Origin of the sequence: Sporolactobacillus caesalpiniae (genome assembly GCF_040513385.1) — a bacterium.
Classification (GTDB): Bacteria; Bacillota; Bacilli; order Bacillales; family Sporolactobacillaceae; genus Sporolactobacillus.
In genome coordinates, this window is record NZ_JBEVCB010000009.1 from 1 (window position 1) to 23,011 (window position 23,011).

Sequence of the window (23,011 nt, forward strand, 5' to 3'; positions counted from 1 at the left end):
TGCAACTTAGGCTTCGCCTTCGCCAGAGGCTTGGCGAAGCCAAGTTTTCTAATTTTGTTAAAAAATGAAGCTGATCGATTTCTACTAGACAGTCTCATCCGTCATTCTCGATTCATAGGATTGCGGCACATACACGCAATAGGGTTCAGATGCCAGATAATCCCCCGTAACCGCATAGGCACGCGCCCGTGAACCTCCGCACATCAATCGAAATTCGCAGATGCCGCATTTTCCTTTATAACCGTCCGGGTTGCGCAAGGCCTGTAATAATGGAGATGTTCGATAGATCTGTGCGAGCGACTCTTCTTTGACATTGCCGCACACAATGGGAAGGAAGCCCGATGGCTCCACATTGCCGGTGTGACTGACAAAAATAAAACCATTGCCATCATTTGTTCCACGCGGCGCCCGCGCCAAATCATCGTGAAAGTTTCCGATCGGCTCCAGCCCATCATTGATTCTTTTCACATTTCCTTGATACATCACGCGGCGATAGAACTGTCCTTCTGTTGTTGTAATCCTATAAGGAACACGCTCCTGAAGCTGAAAAGCCCAGCGCATAACCGAATCGTGCTGCTCCGGACTAATCGGTCTGAGCCAATCGCCGCGTCCGGTCGGAACAAGAAAAAACAAGGTCCAAACAACCGCACCCAGCTTCGCCATTAGTGCCGCAATTTCCGGAAGCTTGTTCACATTGTACTGAGTAACAGTTGTGTTTATTTGAAAGGGCATGTTCAGCTCATTGAGCGTGTCAATCGCCTTAATCGTTCGGTCAAATGTGCCGCGGAATCCTCGGAAATAGTCATGTGTCGCTGCGTCCGGCCCATCCAGAGACAGTGCCCAGCGCACAATCCCCGCCTCTTTCGTACGACATATCGCTTTGCGCGTGAGACGCGGCGTTGCCGATGGCGTAATCGAGACGCGCATTCCTTTTTGAGACGCATAACCGATCAGCTCATAGATGTCCGCTCTCATCAACGGATCACCACCCGTAAACACCAGCAGCGGGTTGTCCATCTCGTAGATTTCATTGATCAGCCTTTTTCCTTCTTCAGTCGTCAGCTCACCCGGATACGGATGCAATTGCGCCTCTGCTCGGCAATGCAGGCAGTGAAGTGGGCACATGCGTGTCACTTCCCAGATAACGATGAACGGATTTTGGTTATAATCGCGCATTTCAGCCACAATAAAGCGCCTTCTTTTAATCATTTGTTACCATTCTACTCTACTGTGACCGTCTCACCAGTGAGGTTTATCATACCTTTGGGGATTGGTCACGATGCTGGATTGGTCTATTCACCCAGCTTAAGAATACGTAGTTTTTCTAGATTTCCATCCAGGCAAAATGAGGCTATTTCAATTTACTTTCTATAATAATTATGCTACATTCATTGCTAAACACGAAAAGCGATGACGAGAAAAGTAAGCCATGATTGTTCTGTTTAGAGAGGTCCGGTTGGTGAAAAGGATCACGAGCAGCATGCTGAAACAAGCCTCTGAGCTGCGCATGGGATTCAACTAGATGATTGTGCGACAGTGCTCCTGTTATCGAGCGCAGGTAATTGATACCTGACAAGGCAAGCAGGGAGACCCGTTTGCGAACTGGGGTGGCACCACGAAGCTGATCTCGTCCCCAAGACTTGATTTGTCTTGGAGGTGAGTTTTTTATGATGAAACGATGTTTCCTGCCCTCGATTAACCACATGATCAATCAAAAGGTTAAACGGAGGTAGTCGTTATGAAAATCAGCAAAAGGTTGACACTATGGAAAAATTCACTGCTCCTATTACTGGGCATCGGCATTTCTAATATCGGAGACTGGATCTACCTGATAGCCCTCAACTTAATTGTTCTTGATATGACCCACTCACCGCTGGCTGTCACTGTCCTGTATATACTGAAGCCGGCAGCAACTTTGTTGACTAATTTCTGGTCGGGAAGCCTCATTGATCGGCTGAATAAACGTAAGCTGATGATTGTGCTCGATTTGGCGCGCGCAGCATTGATTGTCCTTTTGCCCAGCATACCGTCACTTTTCTTTATCTTCCTCATTGTTTTTTTGACTAACATGGCAAGTTCAATGTTTAGCCCGGCTGCAATGACCTACATTACAAAAATTACACCACCGGATCAAAGAAAACAATTTAATTCGCTAAGAGGTTTAGTTGAATCCGGAGGCTTTTTAGTCGGACCGGCTATTGCTGGATTATTGTTCCTGATTGGCTCCCCCATGTTCGCGATTTATATGAATGGGCTATCCTTTGTTCTGTCCGCACTGGTTATCCTGTCCCTGCCCGACGTAGAAAAGCATACCCGCTTTGCCATCGCAGAGAAAATGTCTCTTCAGGTCATTAAAATGGATTGGCAGATTGTCATTCAATTCAGCCTGAAAAATTCACTAGTCATGACCGTCGCTTTTTTATTCAGCTGCATGATGGTCATGGCGGCATCTGTTGATTCACTTGAGGCAGCCTTTGCAAAAAGCGTTTTAGGCCTGTCCAATACACGGTATGGTTTTCTTGTCAGTATCGCCGGAGCCGGTATCGCTTTCGGCGCATTTGTCACGTCACTTTTCGCCCGAAAACTTTCGATCGCGTTTTTCATTCAAATAGGCGCGCTATTCTTTTCACTAGGTTACATCCTTTATGCTGTTTCTCACTCATTCTCTGTTGCTGCAGCAGGCTTCTTTGTTCTTTCCTTTTTCATGGCCCTCGCCAATGCCGGGTTCTTAACCTTCTACCAACAGAGCATACCAACACAAATCATGGGACGGGTCGGCAGCTTATATGACCTAATTGAAGCCGTACTCATCATTGTGACAACGATCATTTTTGGGCTGGCGACGGAATATTTTTCAATAAGAGCGGTCGTACTAACCGGAACAATCATCTTGTTAGTCGTCGCTCTGCTACTTTCCTTGTCCACTCATTTTTGGGCGAAAAGGAAAATCCTTTGATCAGAAAGCGTTATATATTCACCTAGAAAATAATGTCTGACAAGGTAGCTCTTTAGAGTAAACTAGAAGTTTATGATATAATTACGATCGACACAAAGAGCGTTTTATACGAAATCAAAAAGCCCTCCGCAGACCAGTTCGGGGGGCTTTTGGCGTTTCCTTACAACATGGTATGAAACCACGAGTCTTCAGTTAAAGAGCAACAGTATTTATTTATTTTTAGTAAATGCCAAATTTAACGCCAGCAGTCCTAAAACAGTTGCCATAAAGTATTTTTGAATCTTTTTCCATACCGGTCTCTCCCTTAACAGTTGGAAAACTTGACCCGCAAATAACACAATTAATAAGTTCACAGAAAAACTGATGATAATCTGTGTGGCCCCGAGTACCCCTATTTGCATGGCTAGCGGACCATTTTGAGGATGCTCAAATTGCGGTAGCAGTGATATGTAAAGAACCGCTATCTTTGGATTTAATAAATTCGTCATTAGTCCGTTCAAGTAGATTTTTTTCAGAGAATGATGAGAAACATTATGCGGTTCAAATACCGACTGACCGCCTGGTTTTACGGCGTTCCATGCCATCCACAGCAAGTAGAGGATTCCTGCTATTTTAATAGCTGAGTAAAGCAGAGGAACCGTTTTAAAGATGAAATCAAGTCCCAAGATTGTCGCAATCACATAGACAATAAACCCTGTGACGACACCCAATAAAGAAATGAAACCAGCTTTCTTGCCCTGAGTCAGAGAACAGGATACGAGATACATCATATTTGGCCCAGGTGCACAGACAATTCCCAAAGCTACCAGTGAAAAGCTGATTAAAGTAATCGAGTCAACCACAGTCTCATTCTCCTTTTAAACTATTTTCTGTCAAGCTTACCACCTGAATGACAGAAAATAAAGTTATCTATTCAATCGGACTTGAAAAGTCGAATAATCAACATTTTGCCTTAGGATGAGACCTATGGTAAGCAAGAGGTAGAGTAGCTGGGATTTTTTACCATCAATGTACTCGTATCTGTTCACTTTTCCTTGCCATACTTTAAACGTTCATGTATCCTTAGCAAGAACACACATTCTATTTTTTAGGAGGAATATTATGCTGCAAAATCCGGCATTGATTATTATTGATGTACAAAATGGAATGTTTGAAAGTGAAAACCCCGTATACAATGGAGATCATCTAATCAGTAATTTGAAAACACTCATTCATAAAGCACGTGTTGCTGATGTACCTATCTTTTATATCCAGCACAACACCCCTGTCGGAAAACCCTTGGAATATAAAACGAAAGGATGGGAACTACATCCCGGGCTTTCACCAATGGATACGGACACGTTCGTCCAAAAAAAAACCCCTGACGCCTTCTTTAATACGTGTTTAGAAGAAAAACTAAAAGCGAAAGAGATTGATCACCTGATTCTTACAGGGATACAAACCGAAGTATGCGTTGATACAACATGCAGAAGAGCATTCAGCATGGGTTATACGGTTACCTTGGTAAAAGATACGCATAGTACGTGGAACAGCGAATTGCTGACCGCGCAACAAATCATTAATCATCATAATCAAGTTTTACGTTGGTTCGCGGATACAAAAAATGCTAATGAAATAGAGTTTCAAAAAAAGTAGTCAAGCGAGGGGAAATCAGATGCATACTAAAGAAAAGCTGCTTGCCGGCAAGGTAGCCGTCATTACCGGGGCAGGCCGGGGAATTGGCCGAGCGATTGCATTGGCCTACGCAAAAAACGGGGCTTCCGTCGTTTGCGCTGCACGAACACAAAAAGACATTGATGAAGTGGTTAATGAAATACGGACGGGTGACGGCACTGCATTAGCCATCCAAACTGATGTTACTGATTTGAATGCCGTTACGCACCTTTTCCATAAAACAGGTGAACGCTTTGGCAGCGTAGATATTCTCGTCATCAATGCGGGTGTCAACAAGGACAGAAATTTAGTTGAGGAAAGCCATCCGCAAAATTGGTTTGAAACGGTTAATGTAAACCTCATGGGTGCGTACAATTGTGCTTATTCAGCAATTCCCTATATGAAACAGCGCGGAGGGAAAATCATAACAATTGGCTCCGGTGTCGGGCATAAAGGGCGACAGGGCAGCTCTGCATATGCTTGCTCTAAAGCAGGATTATGGATGCTGACCCGCGTTCTCGCTCAGGAATTAGGCACGTATAAAATCAGTGTTAATGAACTGATTCCCGGCCCGGTCAACACGTCAATGGATAATAACGCTAAGGATAGTGTCTTTCAAATAGATGGAGAGTGGATAAAAGAGCCTGAAGATGTGACCCCCTTAGCTCTATTTTTAGCATCACAGCCGGAGATCGGTCCAACCGCGCAAAGCTTCAGTCTAATGAGGAGAGACAATTAACCATTAGGGCAACAGCTCACCATTAGAAATAACCGATACAGTAATCTGCCGATAATGTCCTCTCTTTTTTATGCGCCTCTGATCAGTAATCAGTAACTTGTTATTCAAAATTTCCTTTTTATTGTTTTGGCTTAATTGACGACACTTTACCTTTTTTCGCAAGTTGTCATCCCTATTTAGCAACGTCATTCAGCATATAAAAAAAATTTCTCTGCAGAGGTGCAGAGAAGATGGTGACTCTAATTTTTCACAGAGGGATCTTTATTCATACTATACAACTACGTTTAATTATATATCAAGTGTTTTGTATTTTTTTCTATACGACAATAAGAGACGGCTTCATTTTTGCTGAACCTGAATCAACCTCTCTCCATTAAACTCAAGAATTCAGACATGCAAATGTATAAATCTTCACCTTAATTCTCTTTTCCTGTCGATTCTATGAGATAATAATTTTTCATATTGGAAATTGCCTACAACATTTGCTTCACTCCACTTTCTTGGTGCTGCTGCTCAATGTTGTCGCTTTTAAAAAATCGTGCAAAGGATGGTTGCGATGAAACGTCGTGTGTTCTTTCTGACAGCTTTAGCTCTTATTTTCATTACCTTTTTAATCTACTTATTTACAGCCGTTCAGCATCAGGAAACCTCTGTACCCCGCTTCACAAAGCATCATTACAGCGGCGAACGCTTGCTGCTGTACCCTCAAGTTCAAGGGATCAATAAAAAAGCTGCCGCAAGAATTAATGAGACGCTGGAAAAAGCCGGCCAAAATTCCTACAAAAATGCACTAAATCTAAAAAGAACCGGAACCTTTACTAAGGATTCCCGTTATTCCTACAACTCCGCTTACAATGTCATTAATAATAAGAACGGCAAGTTGAGCATTTTATATCGTGACTACATGTATACCGGCGGCTCAAACGGCAGCCTCTACGTGACCCTATACAATTTCGATTTGTCTACCGGGCAGCAGTATGAGATTAAGGACATTCTCAAAACCTCTGCCCAGTATGAAAAAGTGAAAAAATATGCCTTTAACTATCTGAGTACGCACGAGCCTTATGCCCAGTCCGTATCGAAATTAAGTGATTTTACGGTGAACAAAGATACGCAAATCTCGTTGTACGATCATGGCATTTATCTCGTCTTTCAAGACGGTGAAATCAAATCCTACCCTGATGGTTATCTTTTCATAAAGATTCCTGAATCCGTTTATAGATGAATTTTTTATCCTTGCAGAACCATTTTCACCAAATTCAATCGGTGATTTAGTCAGTTATCGTTAAAAATAAAGATATATCTATGTTTAGTGTTAAATGAACAAAGGCGAATTTATATTTACGGAAACACCTTAACTTACAAATAATAATATGAGAGTGGGAAAATAACTGTAAACTTGTCAGGGGTTGATTTTTCTGTTATTAGAAATTGGATTTATCGCAATGCACGCCCCCTGGATTTAGCTAGATGGGAATATCATTTTGAAGGTGGCTCTCAAGAAAATGTTCTAAATGCTTTATCCGTGTATCAAAATCAAGACGGTGGATTTGGTCATGCGTTAGAGGCTGATTCATGGAATCCTAATTCAACACCAATGCAAACATCAACAGCCATGGAAATTCTTAGAGAGATTCATTTTGATGGCAAAAATCACCCACTAATTCATGGAATACTAATGTATCTAGAAAGCGGGGTTGATTTTAGGAGTGGTAAATGGGAAAATACGGTTTCATCGAATAACGACTATCCTCAAGCCCCGTGGTGGCATACCGACTCAGATAGTGCAAGCCGCAGGGAATACAATCCAACAGCTATTATAATAGGATTCATTTTAGAACATGCTGACAAGAACAGTGAAATTTATTTAAAAGGATTAGCCATTGCTCAGGAACTTTCAAAAGCATTTTTGGAAAATTCACATCTAGAAATGCACCCGCTTTTATGCGTGAACCATATGCTCATGTCCATTGATAAAGCAAATTTACATGACGAGTTTGAATATGGTCGTTTAAGTGAACGATTACGTCAGCAGGTAAACGATCTGATAAAAAAAGGCTTAGCTAGTTGGAACGACTATGGGTGCAAACCATCTGCGTTTATTCAATCGCCCGACAGTCCATTTTATAAGGAAAACAAAGAATTTCTTATTAAAGAGCTTGACTATATCTTAGAAACAAGAAATGCGGAAGGCGTTTGGAATATAACATGGAGCTGGAATAACTTTATTAAAGAATTTGCAATTAGTGAAAATTGGTGGAAAGCTAACATAGTTATTAAGAACATACAACTGCTTCAGTCTTTTGGTAGATTTGAAAGTTAATTATTCATTGATCGCTATAAAATCCTTCACAGCAAATAAATGAGCATACAAAAAAAACCACCTCTCACAGCTTTTATGTTCACTGTGGGAAGTGGTCTTGCTTTTAAGCTTCCAACTGGACTTGAACCAGCGACCCCTTCCTTACCATGGAAGTGCTCTACCGAACTGAGCTATGGAAGCATGGCTCCACAGGTAGGATTCGAACCTACGACCGATCGGTTAACAGCCGATTGCTCTACCACTGAGCTACTGTGGAATACATAAGTAAAGCTATGTATATTATAATGTACTCTCCATTACCATGGAAGGGTTCACATAATAAAATATAATAAGAAACAGGTTGCCATCATCGATGACTTCCTGCCTCTTTCAATTGCCTGGCAGTGACCTACTCTCACAGGGGGACAGCCCCCAATTACCATCGGCACAAAAGAGCTTAACGACCGTGTTCGGGATGGGAACGGGTGTGACCTCTTCGCTATAACCGCCAGACGAACCGGCTCACATGAGCCTTCAAAACCGGTAACGAACGTATACGCATTGTCAAGTCATCCAAAGTTCTGGGTTAAGCCCTCGACCGATTAGTATCTGTCCGCTTCACACGTCACCGTGCTTCCACTCCAGACCTATCAACCTCATCATCTCTAAGGGGTCTTACTGATTTAAAATCATGGGAAATCTCATCTTGAAGGGGGCTTCATGCTTAGATGCTTTCAGCACTTATCCCGTCCACACATAGCTACCCAGCGTATGCTCCTGGCGGAACAACTGGTACACCAGCGGTGTGTCCATCCCGGTCCTCTCGTACTAAGGACAGCTCTTCTCAAATTTCCTACGCCCGCGACGGATAGGGACCGAACTGTCTCACGACGTTCTGAACCCAGCTCGCGTACCGCTTTAATGGGCGAACAGCCCAACCCTTGGGACCTACTTCAGCCCCAGGATGCGATGAGCCGACATCGAGGTGCCAAACCTCCCCGTCGATGTGAACTCTTGGGGGAGATAAGCCTGTTATCCCCAGGGTAGCTTTTATCCGTTGAGCGATGGCCCTTCCATGCGGTGCCACCGGATCACTAAGCCCGACTTTCGTCCCTGCTCGACTTGTAGGTCTCGCAGTCAAGCTCCCTTGTGCCTTTACACTCTGCGAATGATTTCCAACCATTCTGAGGGAACCTTTGGGCGCCTCCGTTACCTTTTAGGAGGCGACCGCCCCAGTCAAACTGCCCACCTGACACTGTCTCCGAACCGGATCACGGTTCAGGGTTAGAATGTCGATATCGTCAGGGCAGTATCCCACCGATGCCTCCACCGAACCTAGCGGTCCGGTTTCAAAGGCTCCTGCCTATCCTGTACAAACGATACCCACATCCAATATCAAGCTGCAGTAAAGCTCCATGGGGTCTTTCCGTCCTGTCGCGGGTAACCTGCATCTTCACAGGTACTATAATTTCACCGGGTCTCTCGTTGAGACAGTATCCAAATCGTTACACCTTTCGTGCGGGTCGGAACTTACCCGACAAGGAATTTCGCTACCTTAGGACCGTTATAGTTACGGCCGCCGTTTACTGGGGCTTCAATTCAAAGCTTCTCCCGAAGGATAACCTCTCCTTTTAACCTTCCAGCACCGGGCAGGTGTCAGCCCCTATACATCACCTTACGGTTTAGCAGAAACCTGTGTTTTTGGTAAACAGTCGCTTGGATCTTTTCACTGCGGCTCATCGGACCCGTAGGTCCGACGAGCACCCCTTCTCCCGAAGTTACGGGGTGATTTTGCCGAGTTCCTTAACGAGAGTTCTCCCGAGCGTCTTAGAATTCTCTTCTTGCCCACCTGTGTCGGTTTTGGTACGGGCACCGTTTCACTCGCTAGAGGCTTTTCTTGGCAGTGTAGGATCAGGCGCTTCGGTACTTAAGTTCCCTCCTCATCACCGTTTGGCCGATAGCAGCGGGATTTGCCTCGCTGCAAGCCTCGCGGCTTGAACGCACACTTCCATCCGTGCGCTCGCCTTACCTTCCTGCGTCCCCCCATCACTCAAACGTGAAACGCTGGTACAGGACTATCAACCTGTTATCCATCGCCTACGCCTTTCGGCCTCGGCTTAGGCCCCGACTAACCCTGAGCGGACGAACCTTCCTCAGGAACCCTTAGGCTTTCGACGGAGAAGATTCTCACTTCTCTTTTCGTTACTCATACCGGCATTCTCACTTCCAAACGCTCCAACATGCCTCACGGCACATCTTCAATGCCCTTGGAACGCTCCCCTACCATGACCTTACGGTCATCCGCGACTTCGGTGCTGTGCTTAGCCCCGTTACATTTTCGGCGCGACGCCACTCGACCAGTGAGCTATTACGCACTCTTTAAATGGTGGCTGCTTCTGAGCCAACATCCTGGTTGTCTGGGCAACGTCACATCCTTTCCCACTTAGCACAAACTTAGGGACCTTAGTCGGCGGTCTGGGCTGTTTCCCTTTCGACGACGGATCTTATCACTCGCCGTCTGACTCCCGGACGTAAGGGCTTGGCATTCGGAGTTTGACTGAACTCGGTAATCCTGTGGGGACCCCTTATTCAATCAGTGCTCTACCTCCAAGTCTCACTCATCCGAGGCTAGCCCTAAAGCTATTTCGGGGAGAACCAGCTATCTCCGTGTTCGATTGGCATTTCACCCCTACCCACACCTCATCCCCGCATTTTTCAACATGCGTGGGTTCGGGCCTCCATTCAGTGTTACCTGAACTTCACCCTGGACATGGGTAGATCACACGGTTTCGGGTCGACAACCCTAAACTCATTCGCCCTATTCAGACTCGCTTTCGCTGCGGCTCCGCCTCTTCAGCTTAACCTTGCTTAGAATCGTCACTCGCCGGTCCATTCTACAAAAGGTACGCTGTCACCCCCGAAGGGGGCTCCAACTACTTGTAAGCACACGGTTTCAGGATCTGTTTCACTCCCCTTCCGGGGTGCTTTTCACCTTTCCCTCACGGTACTGGTTCACTATCGGTCACTGGGGAGTATTTAGCCTTGGGAGACGGTCCTCCCGGATTCCGACGGGGTTTCTCGTGTCCCGCCGTACTCAGGATCCACTCCGGAGTGCACGTTCCGTCGGCTACAGGGCGTTTGCCTTCTTTGGCCGACCCTTCCAGGTCGTTCGCCTGAAACGTGCATTTCTGACTCCATGTGGAGTGTCCTACAACCCCAAAGTGCAAGCACTTTGGTTTGGGCTGTTTCCCTTTCGCTCGCCACTACTCAGGAAATCGCATTTGCTTTCTCTTCCTCCGGGTACTGAGATGTTTCAGTTCCCCGGGTCTGCCTTACTCTGCCTATGGATTCAGCAGAGCATCCTATCCGTTCAGGATAGGGGGTTCCCCCATTCGGAAATCTCCGGATCAATGCTTACTTACAGCTCCCCGGAGCTTATCGGAGTTCGTTCCGTCCTTCATCGGCTCCCAGTGCCAAGGCATCCACCGTGCGCTCTTTAAAACTTAACCACACTGAACGCTGACGCGTTCGCTTACTATCGATTTACAAGCCATGAATTCATCATGATCTATAAACCGCTTGGATGTTTCTTGACTTTGCTTACTTTCGTTATCCAGTTTTCAAGGTTCATGGCTGCCTTTCGGCATACCGGTGAAGGAATGTGTCCTTCAAAACCAAACAAAAGCTCAAGCGTTTCGCTATCGATCGTTTCCTTAGAAAGGAGGTGATCCAGCCGCACCTTCCGATACGGCTACCTTGTTACGACTTCACCCCAATCATCTGTCCCACCTTCGGCGGCTGAGTCCATAAAGGTTCTCGCACCGACTTCGGGTGTTACAAACTCTCGTGGTGTGACGGGCGGTGTGTACAAGGCCCGGGAACGGATTCACCGCGGCATGCTGATCCGCGATTACTAGCAATTCCGGCTTCATGCAGGCGAGTTGCAGCCTGCAATCCGAACTGGGGGTGGCTTTATGGGATTCGCTTGACCTCGCGGTTTCGCTGCCCTTTGTACCACCCATTGTAGCACGTGTGTAGCCCAGATCATAAGGGGCATGATGATTTGACGTCATCCCCACCTTCCTCCGGTTTGTCACCGGCAGTCACCTTAGAGTGCCCAACTGAATGCTGGCAACTAAGATCAAGGGTTGCGCTCGTTGCGGGACTTAACCCAACATCTCACGACACGAGCTGACGACAACCATGCACCACCTGTCACTCTGTCCCCCGAAGGGGAACGGCCTATCTCTAGGCTTGTCAGAGGATGTCAAGACCTGGTAAGGTTCTTCGCGTTGCTTCGAATTAAACCACATGCTCCACTGCTTGTGCGGGCCCCCGTCAATTCCTTTGAGTTTCAACCTTGCGGTCGTACTCCCCAGGCGGAATGCTTAATGTGTTAACTTCAGCACTAAGGGTTGGACCCCCTAACACCTAGCATTCATCGTTTACGGCGTGGACTACCAGGGTATCTAATCCTGTTTGCTCCCCACGCTTTCGCGCCTCAGCGTCAGTTACAGACCAGAGAGCCGCCTTCGCCACTGGTATTCCTCCACATATCTACGCATTTCACCGCTACACGTGGAATTCTACTCTCCTCTTCTGCACTCAAGCTTCCCAGTTTCCAATGACCATTTGCGGTTGAGCCGCAAGATTTCACATCAGACTTAAGAAGCCGCCTGCGCGCGCTTTACGCCCAATAATTCCGGACAACGCTTGCCACCTACGTATTACCGCGGCTGCTGGCACGTAGTTAGCCGTGGCTTTCTGGCCGGATACCGTCACAGTACAAGCATTTCCTCTCATACTCATTCTTCTCCGGCAACAGAGCTTTACGATCCGAAAACCTTCTTCGCTCACGCGGCGTTGCTCCATCAGACTTTCGTCCATTGTGGAAGATTCCCTACTGCTGCCTCCCGTAGGAGTTTGGGCCGTGTCTCAGTCCCAATGTGGCCGATCACCCTCTCAGGTCGGCTATGCATCGCGGTCTTGGTGGGCCGTTACCCCGCCAACTAACTAATGCACCGCGGGCCCATCTGTCAGTGATGGCCGAAACCATCTTTCAACCCTGCACCATGTGGTGCAGGGGATCATTCGGTATTAGCTGCGGTTTCCCACAGTTATCCCAATCTGACAGGCAGGTTACCCACGTGTTACTCACCCATCCGCCGCTCACATCCGGGAGCAAGCTCCCTTCAATGCGCTCGACTTGCATGTATTAGGCACGCCGCCAGCGTTCGTCCTGAGCCAGGATCAAACTCTCCAAAAAGTGTCTTGCTTTATAACACAGTTTTGTTTCAGTTCCAAAGGAGCGGATCTTCCGCTAAAGTCACGCACGTCCTGTGCATAACGCGGAAGTCACCACATCCTGTGGAAGCTCGTTCATAAGATCCATAGCAATTTGAATTTATCAGGGGTTAAACCCTTTTTAAATCACGCTTGGCTTTTGTTTAGTTTTCAAGGAACATTCTCGGTCATCTCTATCAGACGACTTAAATTATTATACCTTCTCGTTCTTTCATTGTCAACATCTTTTTTTGATTTTAATTTCGATCATCAGATCAATCAAAATCAATTTTCGGAAAGACAACAAAATTTATTTTACCAGGTATCAAGAAAATGTCAACAGTTTTTTTGATTTTTCTTTTCTCCTTTACGCCCGCCGCATATTCACTAGTGCTTGCCCATACAATGGTACAAACATTCAAATGAGGTGGTCCGCTCATGCTTTGGATTATCAATGGAAAAAAGTTAAAAAACATCATGCTGATTGTTATCGCCGCCTTCTTTGCAGCGCTGATTTTATTTGTTCAAAGACAAGAGACTGATGTGTTCACGCCGATCCAATCCTCCGGAGCGCTTTCCAAAGTCACAACAAACCAAAAGCAACTAGCGCTGACTTTCGATATTAATTGGGGCGACCAGCAGATTCCGCTAATTTTAAAAACGCTTAATGAAGAACACGTCAAGGCGACTTTTTTTGTTTCCGGCGAATGGGCTGAGCGCCATCCGAATATTGTCCGCAGCATGCAAAAATCAGGGCATGAAGTCGAATCCCACGGGATGCGTCATGAAGACTACACACAATTAACCGCGCAACGTGTGCGTTCAGATATCCTATTTGGACGCGAAGCAATTTATAAGACAACGGGTGAGCGACCAGACATGATTCGACCGCCCTTCGGTAAAGTAACTAAAGATACGCTGAATATTGCAAAAGGATTGAATCAACAGGTGGTCCTTTGGAGTGTCAACCCTCAAGATGAGACAAACCCTGGATACAAGGTTATCGTTCAACGCGTTTTGCAACATACCGGTAAGGGGGATATCATCAAGCTCCATGCATCCGACTCGGCTAAAGGGACCGATCGTGCGTTGCCTCTTATTATTAGAGAACTTGAAAATAGGGGGTTTCATTTTGTCACGCTGAAAAGTTTGATCTCCGACACACAATCAAAGAGCAAATTAATGGACTAATCATCCGCACTCTCCGATTTTTCCTGTTCTTTTTTTAGTGTATCGACAATCGTGTCGGCAAGTTTCTTCTTAAATAGAGGTGTTGCCATTAGTTCGGCAATGCTTTTGTCAATTTGCGCACGGAATGGCTTGGTTTTCATGAGGTTCAAGTATTGCTGCTGCATTTCAGGCGTTTTGAGAATATCCATCATCATGCCTTGATACCCAGGATCTTTCATCATCGTTCTCAGCAATTTTTCGTTCTCGCTTTCCATTGTTTTCGCAAGCTGTTCAGAAAAATCGGGATTGCTGAGCAGCTGTCGCCATAGTTTTTGCCCCTGCTCCGTCGTGAGCGTCTGAACAATAGTTTTGCGGACAATAGGTTCATCAAGTATAATGGCCTGCCTCATATCGCTGTCCTTCAAGAGATCTCGAATAACCTCTTTGCCATCATCGGTTTTCAGAAGATCAATGACCATCTTTTTATTTTCCTGATATGACGGCTGCTTCTGCTGACCGCCGCAACCCGCCACACCGATAATTATCGCCGTACACATGATTAATGATAGTAGCCTAGACATAACACCATCCTCCCGCACTTAATATGTGTGGCTCGTACATTTTTATGCAGATGGTTGGGCTAATTTATAGCATGAGAGATGGTGATCGATCCGATTTGATCAGAGTAATTTAGGTGTAGCGTTTAGACGAACTGCGCGATAAGAAAATTCATACATAAACTCGGTTCGGGCTCTTATTTATGCATTGAAATTGGGCGTTCGTGCATTGGACCTTGGTTTTCGTGCATTGATCCCTACTTTTCGTGCATTGAATTTCAGTTTTCGTGCATGAACTCGGCTTGGGCTCTTATTTATGCCTTGGGCCTTGAGTTTCGTGCGTTGAACCTTGGTTTTCGTGCATTGAATCCTACTTTTCGTTTATTGAATTTCACTTTTCGTGCATAGACTCGGCTTGGGCTCTTATTTATGCGTTGATCTCTGGTTTTCGTGCATTGAACTTCAATCTTCATGCATTGAACTTCAATCTTCATGCATAGACTCGACTCGGGCTCTCATTTATGCATTGAAATTGGGCGTTCGTGCATTGGGCCTTGGTTTTCGTGTATTGACTCCTACTTTTTAGTGCGTTGAACTTCGAAAAACTCGTAACCAAAAAATCCCGAATCTCGGACGTCGACATCCAAAATTCGGGGTGAAATCAATTTCTTAAGTTAACTTGTTAATCACTTTATGCGCAATCTCATCGTAGACCGGGGCAATCGGATCATCTTCAAAATAGACACCCGGAGCGAGCACACCTTGTTTAGGTACCGGTTGCGTGAGCGGCACTCTGCCTAAGAGTTCAGTCTTCAGCAAGTCGCTGAGCTTGTCGCCGCCACCTTTGCCGAAGACGTACTCGATTTCACCGGTTTTCTTGCTTTGGTAGTAGGCCATGTTCTCAACAATGCCGAGAATCTCATGATCCGTATGTGTCGCCATTGCGCCTGCGCGCGCTGCCACGAATGCGGCGGTTGGATGCGGCGTGGTCACAATGATCTCTTTCGAATGTGGGAGCTTGCTGTGAATGTCCATCGCCACGTCCCCGGTTCCCGGCGGCAAATCAAGCACTAAATAGTCCAAGTCGCCCCAATACACATCGTTAAAGAAGTTGTTCAGCATCTTGCCAAGCATCGGTCCGCGCCAAATAACCGGCGAATTATTTTCAACAAAGAAGCCCATTGAAATCACCTTGATGCCGAACCGTTCGACGGGAATAATCCGGTTGTCTTTAATCGCCGGGCGATTCTCAATCCCCATCATATCCGGCACGCTGAATCCGTAGATGTCGGCATCCAATAGACCGACTTTTTTTCCCTGCCTTGCCAGCGCCAATGCGAGATTGACGGATACCGTCGACTTACCGACGCCGCCCTTACCGCTCGCAACGGCGATAAACTCCGTCTTGACTCCAGGTGACAGCAGTGTTGGAAGAGTGGCTGGGAACCCGCCCAATTGACGAATTTCTTCATCACTGAGTACCGTAAAGCGTACAACCACTGCTGCGGCCCCTTGCTCCTTGAGCTTAGACGAGATCTCGACTTGAATCTGCATTTGCTTGACCTGATCTTGCTTCGAAAGCGCGACTTCCAGACGGATGCGTCCGTCTTCAATTACTACATCTTTCAACGCCTTCGTTTCCACCAGACTTTTATGTAAAAAGGGGTCCTGAACGGTTTTTAGCACGTCCAAAACCTGCTGTTGATCCATCATTTCTCTCACCAGTCCTTCCCAATTGACGCATCTTCAGTATACCAACCCGGCAATTAAAAACCCAGTAATTGAACATGCATCTTTAATCAGAAGGTACCTTTTCGTTTGTAAAATAGCGCATCACGCCTTGGCCTATGGAAGCTGCTGCCTGCTTCTGATAATCGCGTTGAATAAGCAAGGCGCGTTCCTGATCATTCGATAGAAAACCTACCTCCACAAGTGCTGACGGCGACTCTGCCTTTTTCAAAAGATATACATGACTAATCGGCTTTGCATAACGCGTTGTGTTCCCAAGATTGCGTTTCAAGGAATCCTGAATGAATAGAGCGAGCTTGCGGTTTTCACTCGACTTCGGATGATAAAAAGTCTGCGCGCCGTGCAGGCTCGGCATCGGTATCGCGTTGAGATGCACGCTGATAAAAGCGTCCGGATGCGTTTTGTTGATCAGGTCAGCGCGGCGGACAAGATCCTGTCTTTTATGTCGGCCTTCATAATTATCATCGGCTAAATCTGTGTCCCGCTCACGCGTCATGACTACAATCGCTCCCATTTCCTGTAGATAATTACGCACATCCTTCGCAATTTTGAGCGTAATATCTTTTTCCTCGGTACTTCCGCCTACGGCTCCTCCATCAGGTCCGCCGTGTCCGGCATCAACAACAATTACGCGCCCCGCCAGCGGCGTATGCCAATTCTGGCTCGCATGCCAGCTGACAAGCCATTTGACACTGGTGAGTGCAACAAACCCGATCACCACAATCAAGCATCCCCAAAACAGCCATCTCCGTCTCAATCCGATCCCCCCAGCTCACAAGCCTGTCTCTATCTCATATATATGGACAAAGCCTGCAATTATGCGGGATTAATGAAGCTTGAGCCGCCACCTTTTCAGTGATGCTTCAAAGCCTTCCGACCACCAATAATACAAATATTTTCGGCATGCATCTTGCAATTCGTCGCGCGACTCCTGATCAATGTTCCAGAAGAGCCAGAAATCATAAAGATCATCGTAAAGGCTGTAAAATTCGATTTTGCTGCGCTTAAACGCTTCAATTTTTTCTTCTCCATAAAAACCGAATTTGCCCATTGAGGAGCCAAGTAAAAAGCTCTCAAGCGCGTACTCGGCACACATTTCTTTTCCCGTCGCCCCCGCTGCCGGCACAAGTGCTAAATAACGATCAAAATAATTGTTTACCGCCTCTTCAATCTTTGTAAATGATAAATCCTGAAGCGCCCGGCGCTCCGAATCCAATTGCTTGTGACGATGCTTCTCTTTAAAATCCATGACAACACCCATTGTCGCTCCCCCTTTCCTTCTTTATCATCCGGCAAGAGGTGCGCGATCAACCCTAACAGCTTTTTCCATGCCCGTTCTAATCACAAGGAAAGTGGTGGCAGGATGAACTACTGAAAAGGATTTGCACCATTGGCATTGACGAAGCGCTCAGAAAAAATGATACTTAAAGAAAGTAAAAAATTGCATAGAAAACAATCCGGAGGTGATTGTCTTTGTCTGATCGAACCCATTCATTTTTTGTGGAGGTTGAGGGCATGCTTCGGGGCGGCTATCTTACCAAAGCCGAAGCCTCGCGACTCCGCACTGCTTATACAAAGTACATCGCAAACGTGAACGCGATGCCTCAAGACCAACATACATCACAAGCCATCCCGCCAAAAACGATCACCGAAAAAACAAATCAATTGAAAATTCACCAAAAAAATGCAGTATCGGTTCAAAAGCCTCTCAAACGAAAGCTCACAAAAGAACAGCTTCGTGAAAAGAATCTGACACTCGTGTTAATTCTAGGCGTTTCGTTTCTGCTTCTAGGCGGATTCATTCTGGCGACAACCAATTGGGGTGCAATGAACGCGTTCATAAAAATGCTCGCCATTCTATCCGTTTCTATTGTCTTTTCACTGATGAGCTATGTGGCACGAAAGCTTCAGATTCGCCAAACTGCCTTCGCCTTCACCACTCTATCGGCGCTGTTTCTTCCTATTATCATTGTCTGCGCCTCTTATTATCAACTGCTTGGCAGTTACTTCGCTCTTCATGGCTATGGTGCCACGCTGCTGGGCTGCCTCTCTTCGCTGCTTTTTGTCCTGCTTTATCGTTGGATTGCTCGGCGCTATTCATCCCGCCTATTTGATGGGCTGTCCCTTTTGTTCGGCTATACCGCTCTATGTTTCGGAGCTTACTTTCTCACCCATCAAACAACCGCTTGGCAAGTCACAATCAATCTGTTCAGTCTCGTTTGGCTCGCCGCACCTCACTTTTGGACCCGCGCGCGCCGCTCTCGTTTGTTTAGCTGTACGTTAAAATACGAACGCATTTTCACGCAAGCACTGGTTGCCGTAAACGCTTTGCTGGCTTTACTTTTCTGGCAGCCGGTGATTACGTATAGCATCGTTTCCGTGCTCATCTCATGCGCTTTTCTTTGGTGCGTATATAAAGGCATGTCCAAAGGCTATCATGCCGTTTATCTCTTCTTTTGCGCGCAGGCTTTTTACCAAGTAACGCTTTATGCCCATGATTATTCATTGAGCATTGTATCATGGACCGTTCTGCTCGCATTTTATATCGCCATTTCGGAATACGGCATCCAGCGTTTCGCGGATCCCGTTTGGGCACGTGTCTACCGGCGTTTGAGCGCAGGCTCTGCCTTCACGTTCAGCATTGGAATTCCGCTCTATACGTATTCAGAAGTCATTGCAACACCTAATAGAGCCGCTTATCTATGGTCATTACCCGCACTCGTTGGCATTATCGGTATGTTGGTCATGCTCACCAAACGTCATCAAGAAAAGTGGTTCCCATACGTCACCTTCTTCGCAGTCTACGCTCTTGTTTTTGATGTTTGTATCCTTTTACAGAGCTCGCTTGCGACCGAGCTGCGCTCTCTAATGCTCCTTAGCTTCCTTCTTTTCATCAGTCTTTTTCTTTATAAACATGCCGCTCGGTTGATGAAACGGTATCAGACAGCGTTGCCAATAGTCACCGGATGTGTTTTATTTATCAGCCTTGGCGCTGGATATTTAATCTTTGATAAGTGGGAGTGGCTTATCTGGGCGGCAGCCGCATGGATGCTTTTGCTGGTGGCAAGTCTAGTGCACTCCGGAACGGTTGCGACATTCACCGGACACGCAAACGCTACCTGGCTCGGCATTGTATTGATCGTACTCTTTCCCAACACTTGGCCGGAAAGCGTGCAGTTGGCGGCAGCCAGCGCGGTTCTTCTTGGTTATCATTTAATCGCACGCGCATACGCGCCGGCAGTTCGGAGGACAGTTCTTTACACAAGCGGCGGTTACTACGTGATTGGTCTTCTCTTCATAGTTAATGAACGAGCGCTTGCTCCTACCCTGCCCGATTTAGCCGTGCTTATCTTCGGGGCTTTGCTTTCCGCCGTGTTTCTCAAGCGTGGTCCAAGCAAATTGTGGGCGTTGCCGCATGGCTTGCTTACCGGAGCGGCATTACTGTATCCTACTTGGCTGCTCGCAAGTCATGGTGCCGCATTGACATGGGGTGTGCTCTATCTAGAAGCGGTTGCTTTTGGAGTTGCTGCCGCAAGCTTCCTGCTTATGAAGAAAAAGGATCCGATCCCCGGTACGATTTACTATTGGGTGACGCACCTATTCATGCTTATGAGTGTGGCGCTCATATGGAACAGTTTTTTCGATATGCCGGTGCTCCCCTTGTATCCGTGCTTCCCGCCGCATCCTACATGTATTACAGTTACAAGACGCGAGACAAAACCGCGCGACTGGTTTCCTTTTGTGCTTCTGCCCTACTTGTTCTCGGTCTGCTCGAGAACATCCGCCGCTCTTTTTTTAGTTCGGGAATCAGCTTCTGGCAATGCGTCTCCGTAACTGCTGTGCTCCTGTTCCTTTTTTATCTGAAGGCCAACATCGCTTGGAGGAAAACAGCCTTCTATCCGACACTTATTTTTCTCGGACTTGCTGCGCCAACCGCCTTTCTCGATCCCTTTTATTGGATGATCATTCCGCTTGCCGGATTCGCATGGTTCACTTGGACTGCAGTTAAACTGCTGCATCAATATATGTTCAGCACAATCGTTTTTGCGTTAATTTTTCTCTGGGGACTGCGCATTCAGGAAGTGTTGCATATGACCGAGACATCAGTATACGCTTTCGCATTGACCGCACTTGCCGCAATCCTTTGCTGGCTATTCAGTAAGGAACCGTGGCGAAAAGTGCTGCATCCGGCCGTATTCATTCTCCTGTCGCTCACCGCGTTGACCGCTGTCTCTGCCGCATGGGATCCGTTAGGGATCTTTGTTACGCTGATCGGAATCGGCGCTTCCTTAGTTCTGCTCGTCTTCTTCTATGTGTATCAGTATAGGGATTTGACCTTCCTGCCCATGCTGTTCCTGTCTGTGCTTCTTTGGATCAATCTTGGCGAAGCTCCATTCATGATTAAAACAGCCAGCCTTTTGACTTCATCTCTAGCCTTACTCGCCCTTTCCTTAAACGTGCGCACGCCGTTATTTGAGCGTGATAAAAAAAGGCGTTCATTCTCATTTAATTACGAACTCATCACTGCTTTTATCTATGTGTTCGCTTTTTATGGATACATGAACGCGCACGCCATCTATTTTGGCAAGCTCGGTGCCGCGTGCTTGGTCGCTGTTTATTGCGACCTTGCCGCGTATCGAAGTTTTCACTCTCTAGAGAGAAAACTGTGGATGAACAGCACGCTCGTCACATTCCTCTGGCCAATCGCTCTGGCGCTGCAGGAAAGTCCATTGCTTCCATTTATCAATCACGTTTTGTTCTCTGCGGCGTTGCTCACGGTTATCTCCATATCCTGCCGTAAACTCTGGACCATTAACCGAAACACTAGGATGCTCGAATGGATTGCCGTAGATCTCATCTACCTGCGTCTGATGCTGCTCGCGTTAATGATTGGCGAGACCGGGACATTGCTCACGTTCGCAATCGTGGCATTGATCGGCACCATCGCCGGATTCCTTTTAAAGTATAAATCGTACTTCTTCTCGAGTATCGCCGCTTTGATCATCAGCCTGCTCTACAATCGCCGGCATATGTGGATTGAGTTGCCATGGTGGTTCTATCTAGTAATCGGCGGATTCACCTTGATCGCGATTGCCAGCATCGCCGAATGGACGCGTCAAGATAAGCTGCGCCGTGCAAAGCTTAGCCTTCCACCGCGAAAATCCCTCGTGCAAAAAATCAAACACTATCTCAGTTTATGGCGATAGATTAGAGCTCCCGAATGGAATCCATCGGGAGCTTTTTTCACATCTTAAACCGCTTGTCCAATCATTTCCTGCAGCTTGCGCACATGCTCGCGATCCTGATCGAGCACCCGCCTGACAATCTGCTCACTTTCTGCTGAAAGATCCCCGCGTACTGTCTTCTCTGTCATCCCAATACCAAGTTGTTCCCCTTCAATCGCTTTCTGAATAATTTGCTCATCCTCATCTGGAATCCTTAATTTGACGATATAACTTTGAATGGCGCCGATGATGCCCTCACTTTCAATCGGTGTCCCGCCAATAGTCTGAATTCGTTCGATGATGCGCAGCGCCTGTTCCCTGATTTCGTGCTGAATCGTTTGGAATTTTTGTTTCAGTTCAATCCCCTTAGCTTTTTCAATAAAGTGATCATAGGCATGGACACCCATATACAAACCCTTCAGCAGCTCATTCAACGTGCTCAATTCTTCATTTTGCATCACTTCACACCCCTTCACTCCTAGTATTTCCTATAAAATGAATTCATTATGCTGCCTGGTTCATTGCAAATTGAAAATAGTGATGAGTTATCTATGGAAAAATTTTTCACAAATTGAATAGAACATACATTCATAAATAAAGTATAATAAGAATAAACGTTCGCAAATAATTTAATAAAGGAATGATGCTCATGCTCTCTGATTTCGAGCGGAAACTGCGGCAAATCATGACGAATGATCGAATTGCCGGTCGCAAGCTTGATTTAGATCTTTTAGCACAGCGCACCGGACATGGCAAGCAGGAAATTAAAAACACGATCGAGAAACTGAACGGTATACCCTATTCACAAGGTGGTCTAGGCAGATGAACAAATTAACAGAAGGATCGAATATGCGCTGGGAATCAAGCAGAATGATGTTGCCGGAGCATGTGGCAGCGATTAGAGAAGGATATAAGAATTTAAATAAGATTGACCGGCCCATTCTCGCTGAAGACAAACTCGAGGCGATCAACCTCATATTGAATGAAGCAACGCGGAACCATAGGGTCGTTGATCTATCCTATTATAAAGACGGATTTATTAAGCAAAAGATCTGCTACATCAGCCGGATTGATTTAGTATATAGAAGGCTGACGGTAAGCGACATGTATGGACTTAAATGGCATTATGATTTTGAAGATGTTATGGACGTGAGATAGGTCCTTTTATTAAAATTCCACAAAAAAATTGTTACTTTTATACGATACGCTATATGGGGAAGGGGCACATGAAATGGAAACACTCAAAACTATGCATTTGACTATCTGTAAACACGAACCAAATCTGTAACTAAATTAAGTGATGCACCAGTTAACAAAGACACTCAATTCGTGTAAATAGCCATTAAAACGTAACATTGGCAAGACTTTCTAACGCTC

At 46.2% G+C, this 23,011-nt stretch carries 17 protein-coding genes, 2 tRNA genes and 3 rRNA genes; 10 read left to right on the forward strand and 12 right to left on the reverse strand.

The window, feature by feature from the left end; all coding sequences use genetic code 11:
* Positions 1–84: 84 nt before the first annotated feature.
* Positions 85–1,176 carry a TIGR04053 family radical SAM/SPASM domain-containing protein gene (locus ABWW58_RS16335; RefSeq protein ID WP_353870194.1) on the reverse strand — a complete coding sequence of 364 codons (1,092 nt, stop codon included), beginning with the start codon at positions 1,174–1,176 and terminating at the stop codon, positions 85–87.
* Positions 1,177–1,744: 568 nt separating this feature from the next.
* Between ABWW58_RS16335 and ABWW58_RS16340 the strand changes: the two genes are divergently transcribed.
* Positions 1,745–2,956: an MFS transporter gene (locus ABWW58_RS16340; RefSeq protein WP_445783448.1), complete on the forward strand. Its 1,212-nt coding sequence runs from the start codon at positions 1,745–1,747 to the stop codon at positions 2,954–2,956.
* 209 nt (positions 2,957–3,165) lie between these two features.
* Here the strand turns inward: ABWW58_RS16340 and ABWW58_RS16345 are convergent, their stop codons facing one another.
* The gene (locus tag ABWW58_RS16345) at positions 3,166–3,798 is read right to left on the reverse strand and encodes a LysE family translocator (protein WP_353870146.1); all 633 of its coding nucleotides are present in this window, start codon (positions 3,796–3,798) and stop codon (positions 3,166–3,168) included.
* 259 nt (positions 3,799–4,057) lie between these two features.
* On the opposite strand from ABWW58_RS16345, the gene ABWW58_RS16350 reads away from it, so the two are divergent.
* From ABWW58_RS16350 to ABWW58_RS16365, 4 genes are all read left to right on the forward strand, one after another.
* Positions 4,058–4,591, forward strand: a complete 534-nt coding sequence (locus ABWW58_RS16350; RefSeq protein WP_353870147.1) for a cysteine hydrolase family protein — start codon at positions 4,058–4,060, stop codon at positions 4,589–4,591.
* Between the two features lie 19 nt (positions 4,592–4,610).
* Complete coding sequence (locus ABWW58_RS16355; protein ID WP_353870148.1) at positions 4,611–5,348, forward strand: SDR family NAD(P)-dependent oxidoreductase; 738 nt, start codon at positions 4,611–4,613, stop codon at positions 5,346–5,348.
* Positions 5,349–5,904: 556 nt separating this feature from the next.
* Positions 5,905–6,573 (forward strand): DUF4163 domain-containing protein, encoded by a 669-nt coding sequence (locus ABWW58_RS16360; protein ID WP_353870149.1) that lies wholly within the window; start codon positions 5,905–5,907, stop codon positions 6,571–6,573.
* Positions 6,574–6,747: 174 nt separating this feature from the next.
* A complete protein-coding gene (locus ABWW58_RS16365) occupies positions 6,748–7,671 on the forward strand; it encodes a hypothetical protein (RefSeq protein WP_353870150.1) in 924 nt (307 codons plus the stop codon).
* A gap of 106 nt (positions 7,672–7,777) precedes the next feature.
* On the opposite strand, the gene ABWW58_RS16370 is transcribed toward ABWW58_RS16365, so the two are convergent.
* The 5 genes from ABWW58_RS16370 to ABWW58_RS16390 all read right to left on the reverse strand — a co-directional run bounded on the left by ABWW58_RS16370 (position 7,778) and on the right by ABWW58_RS16390 (position 12,916).
* Positions 7,778–7,851 (reverse strand) — tRNA-Thr (locus ABWW58_RS16370).
* A 1-nt stretch (position 7,852) separates the two neighbouring features.
* A tRNA-Asn gene (locus tag ABWW58_RS16375) sits at positions 7,853–7,927 on the reverse strand.
* Positions 7,928–8,046: 119 nt separating this feature from the next.
* Positions 8,047–8,163: ribosomal RNA gene (gene rrf / locus ABWW58_RS16380) — 5S ribosomal RNA — on the reverse strand.
* Positions 8,164–8,232: 69 nt separating this feature from the next.
* A 23S ribosomal RNA gene (locus ABWW58_RS16385) occupies positions 8,233–11,159 on the reverse strand.
* 208 nt (positions 11,160–11,367) lie between these two features.
* Positions 11,368–12,916, reverse strand: a 16S ribosomal RNA gene (locus ABWW58_RS16390).
* The 16S, 23S and 5S rRNA genes sit together here with 2 tRNA genes alongside, the layout of an rRNA operon.
* A 455-nt stretch (positions 12,917–13,371) precedes the next feature.
* Here ABWW58_RS16390 and ABWW58_RS16395 point away from each other — a divergent pair.
* Positions 13,372–14,124, forward strand: coding sequence for a polysaccharide deacetylase family protein (locus ABWW58_RS16395; protein WP_353870151.1), 753 nt, complete (start codon positions 13,372–13,374; stop codon positions 14,122–14,124).
* Here the strand turns inward: ABWW58_RS16395 and gerD are convergent.
* From gerD to ABWW58_RS16415, 4 genes are all read right to left on the reverse strand, one after another.
* Positions 14,121–14,684, reverse strand: coding sequence for a spore germination lipoprotein GerD (gene gerD / locus ABWW58_RS16400; RefSeq protein WP_353870152.1), 564 nt, complete (start codon positions 14,682–14,684; stop codon positions 14,121–14,123). The two genes, ABWW58_RS16395 and gerD, sit on opposite strands and share 4 nt — an antisense overlap.
* Positions 14,685–15,329: 645 nt before the next feature.
* Positions 15,330–16,373, reverse strand: a complete 1,044-nt coding sequence (salA, locus tag ABWW58_RS16405; RefSeq protein ID WP_353870153.1) for an iron-sulfur carrier protein/transcriptional regulator SalA — start codon at positions 16,371–16,373, stop codon at positions 15,330–15,332.
* Positions 16,374–16,455: 82 nt separating this feature from the next.
* A complete protein-coding gene (gene cwlD / locus ABWW58_RS16410; RefSeq protein WP_353870154.1) occupies positions 16,456–17,166 on the reverse strand; it encodes an N-acetylmuramoyl-L-alanine amidase CwlD in 711 nt (236 codons plus the stop codon).
* A gap of 69 nt (positions 17,167–17,235) precedes the next feature.
* Positions 17,236–17,670: a DUF2521 family protein gene (locus ABWW58_RS16415; RefSeq protein ID WP_093674176.1), complete on the reverse strand. Its 435-nt coding sequence runs from the start codon at positions 17,668–17,670 to the stop codon at positions 17,236–17,238.
* 212 nt (positions 17,671–17,882) lie between these two features.
* Between ABWW58_RS16415 and ABWW58_RS16420 the strand changes: the two genes are divergently transcribed.
* Together ABWW58_RS16420 and ABWW58_RS16425 are read left to right on the forward strand one after the other, a co-directional pair.
* The gene (locus ABWW58_RS16420; RefSeq protein ID WP_353870156.1) at positions 17,883–20,243 is read left to right on the forward strand and encodes a hypothetical protein; all 2,361 of its coding nucleotides are present in this window, start codon (positions 17,883–17,885) and stop codon (positions 20,241–20,243) included.
* A gap of 5 nt (positions 20,244–20,248) precedes the next feature.
* Entirely contained in the window at positions 20,249–21,616 is a 1,368-nt protein-coding gene (locus tag ABWW58_RS16425; RefSeq protein WP_353870157.1) for a hypothetical protein, read from the forward strand.
* 44 nt (positions 21,617–21,660) lie between these two features.
* Here ABWW58_RS16425 and ABWW58_RS16430 read toward each other — a convergent pair whose 3' ends face one another.
* Positions 21,661–22,092: a DUF2383 domain-containing protein gene (locus ABWW58_RS16430; RefSeq protein ID WP_353870158.1), complete on the reverse strand. Its 432-nt coding sequence runs from the start codon at positions 22,090–22,092 to the stop codon at positions 21,661–21,663.
* A 191-nt stretch (positions 22,093–22,283) separates the two neighbouring features.
* On the opposite strand from ABWW58_RS16430, the gene ABWW58_RS16435 reads away from it, so the two are divergent.
* Positions 22,284–22,460, forward strand: a complete 177-nt coding sequence (locus tag ABWW58_RS16435) for a hypothetical protein (RefSeq protein ID WP_353870159.1) — start codon at positions 22,284–22,286, stop codon at positions 22,458–22,460.
* Positions 22,457–22,792: a YolD-like family protein gene (locus tag ABWW58_RS16440; protein WP_353870160.1), complete on the forward strand. Its 336-nt coding sequence runs from the start codon at positions 22,457–22,459 to the stop codon at positions 22,790–22,792. The genes ABWW58_RS16435 and ABWW58_RS16440 overlap by 4 nt, the downstream gene beginning before the upstream one ends.
* The last annotated feature ends 219 nt before the right edge of the window (positions 22,793–23,011 follow it).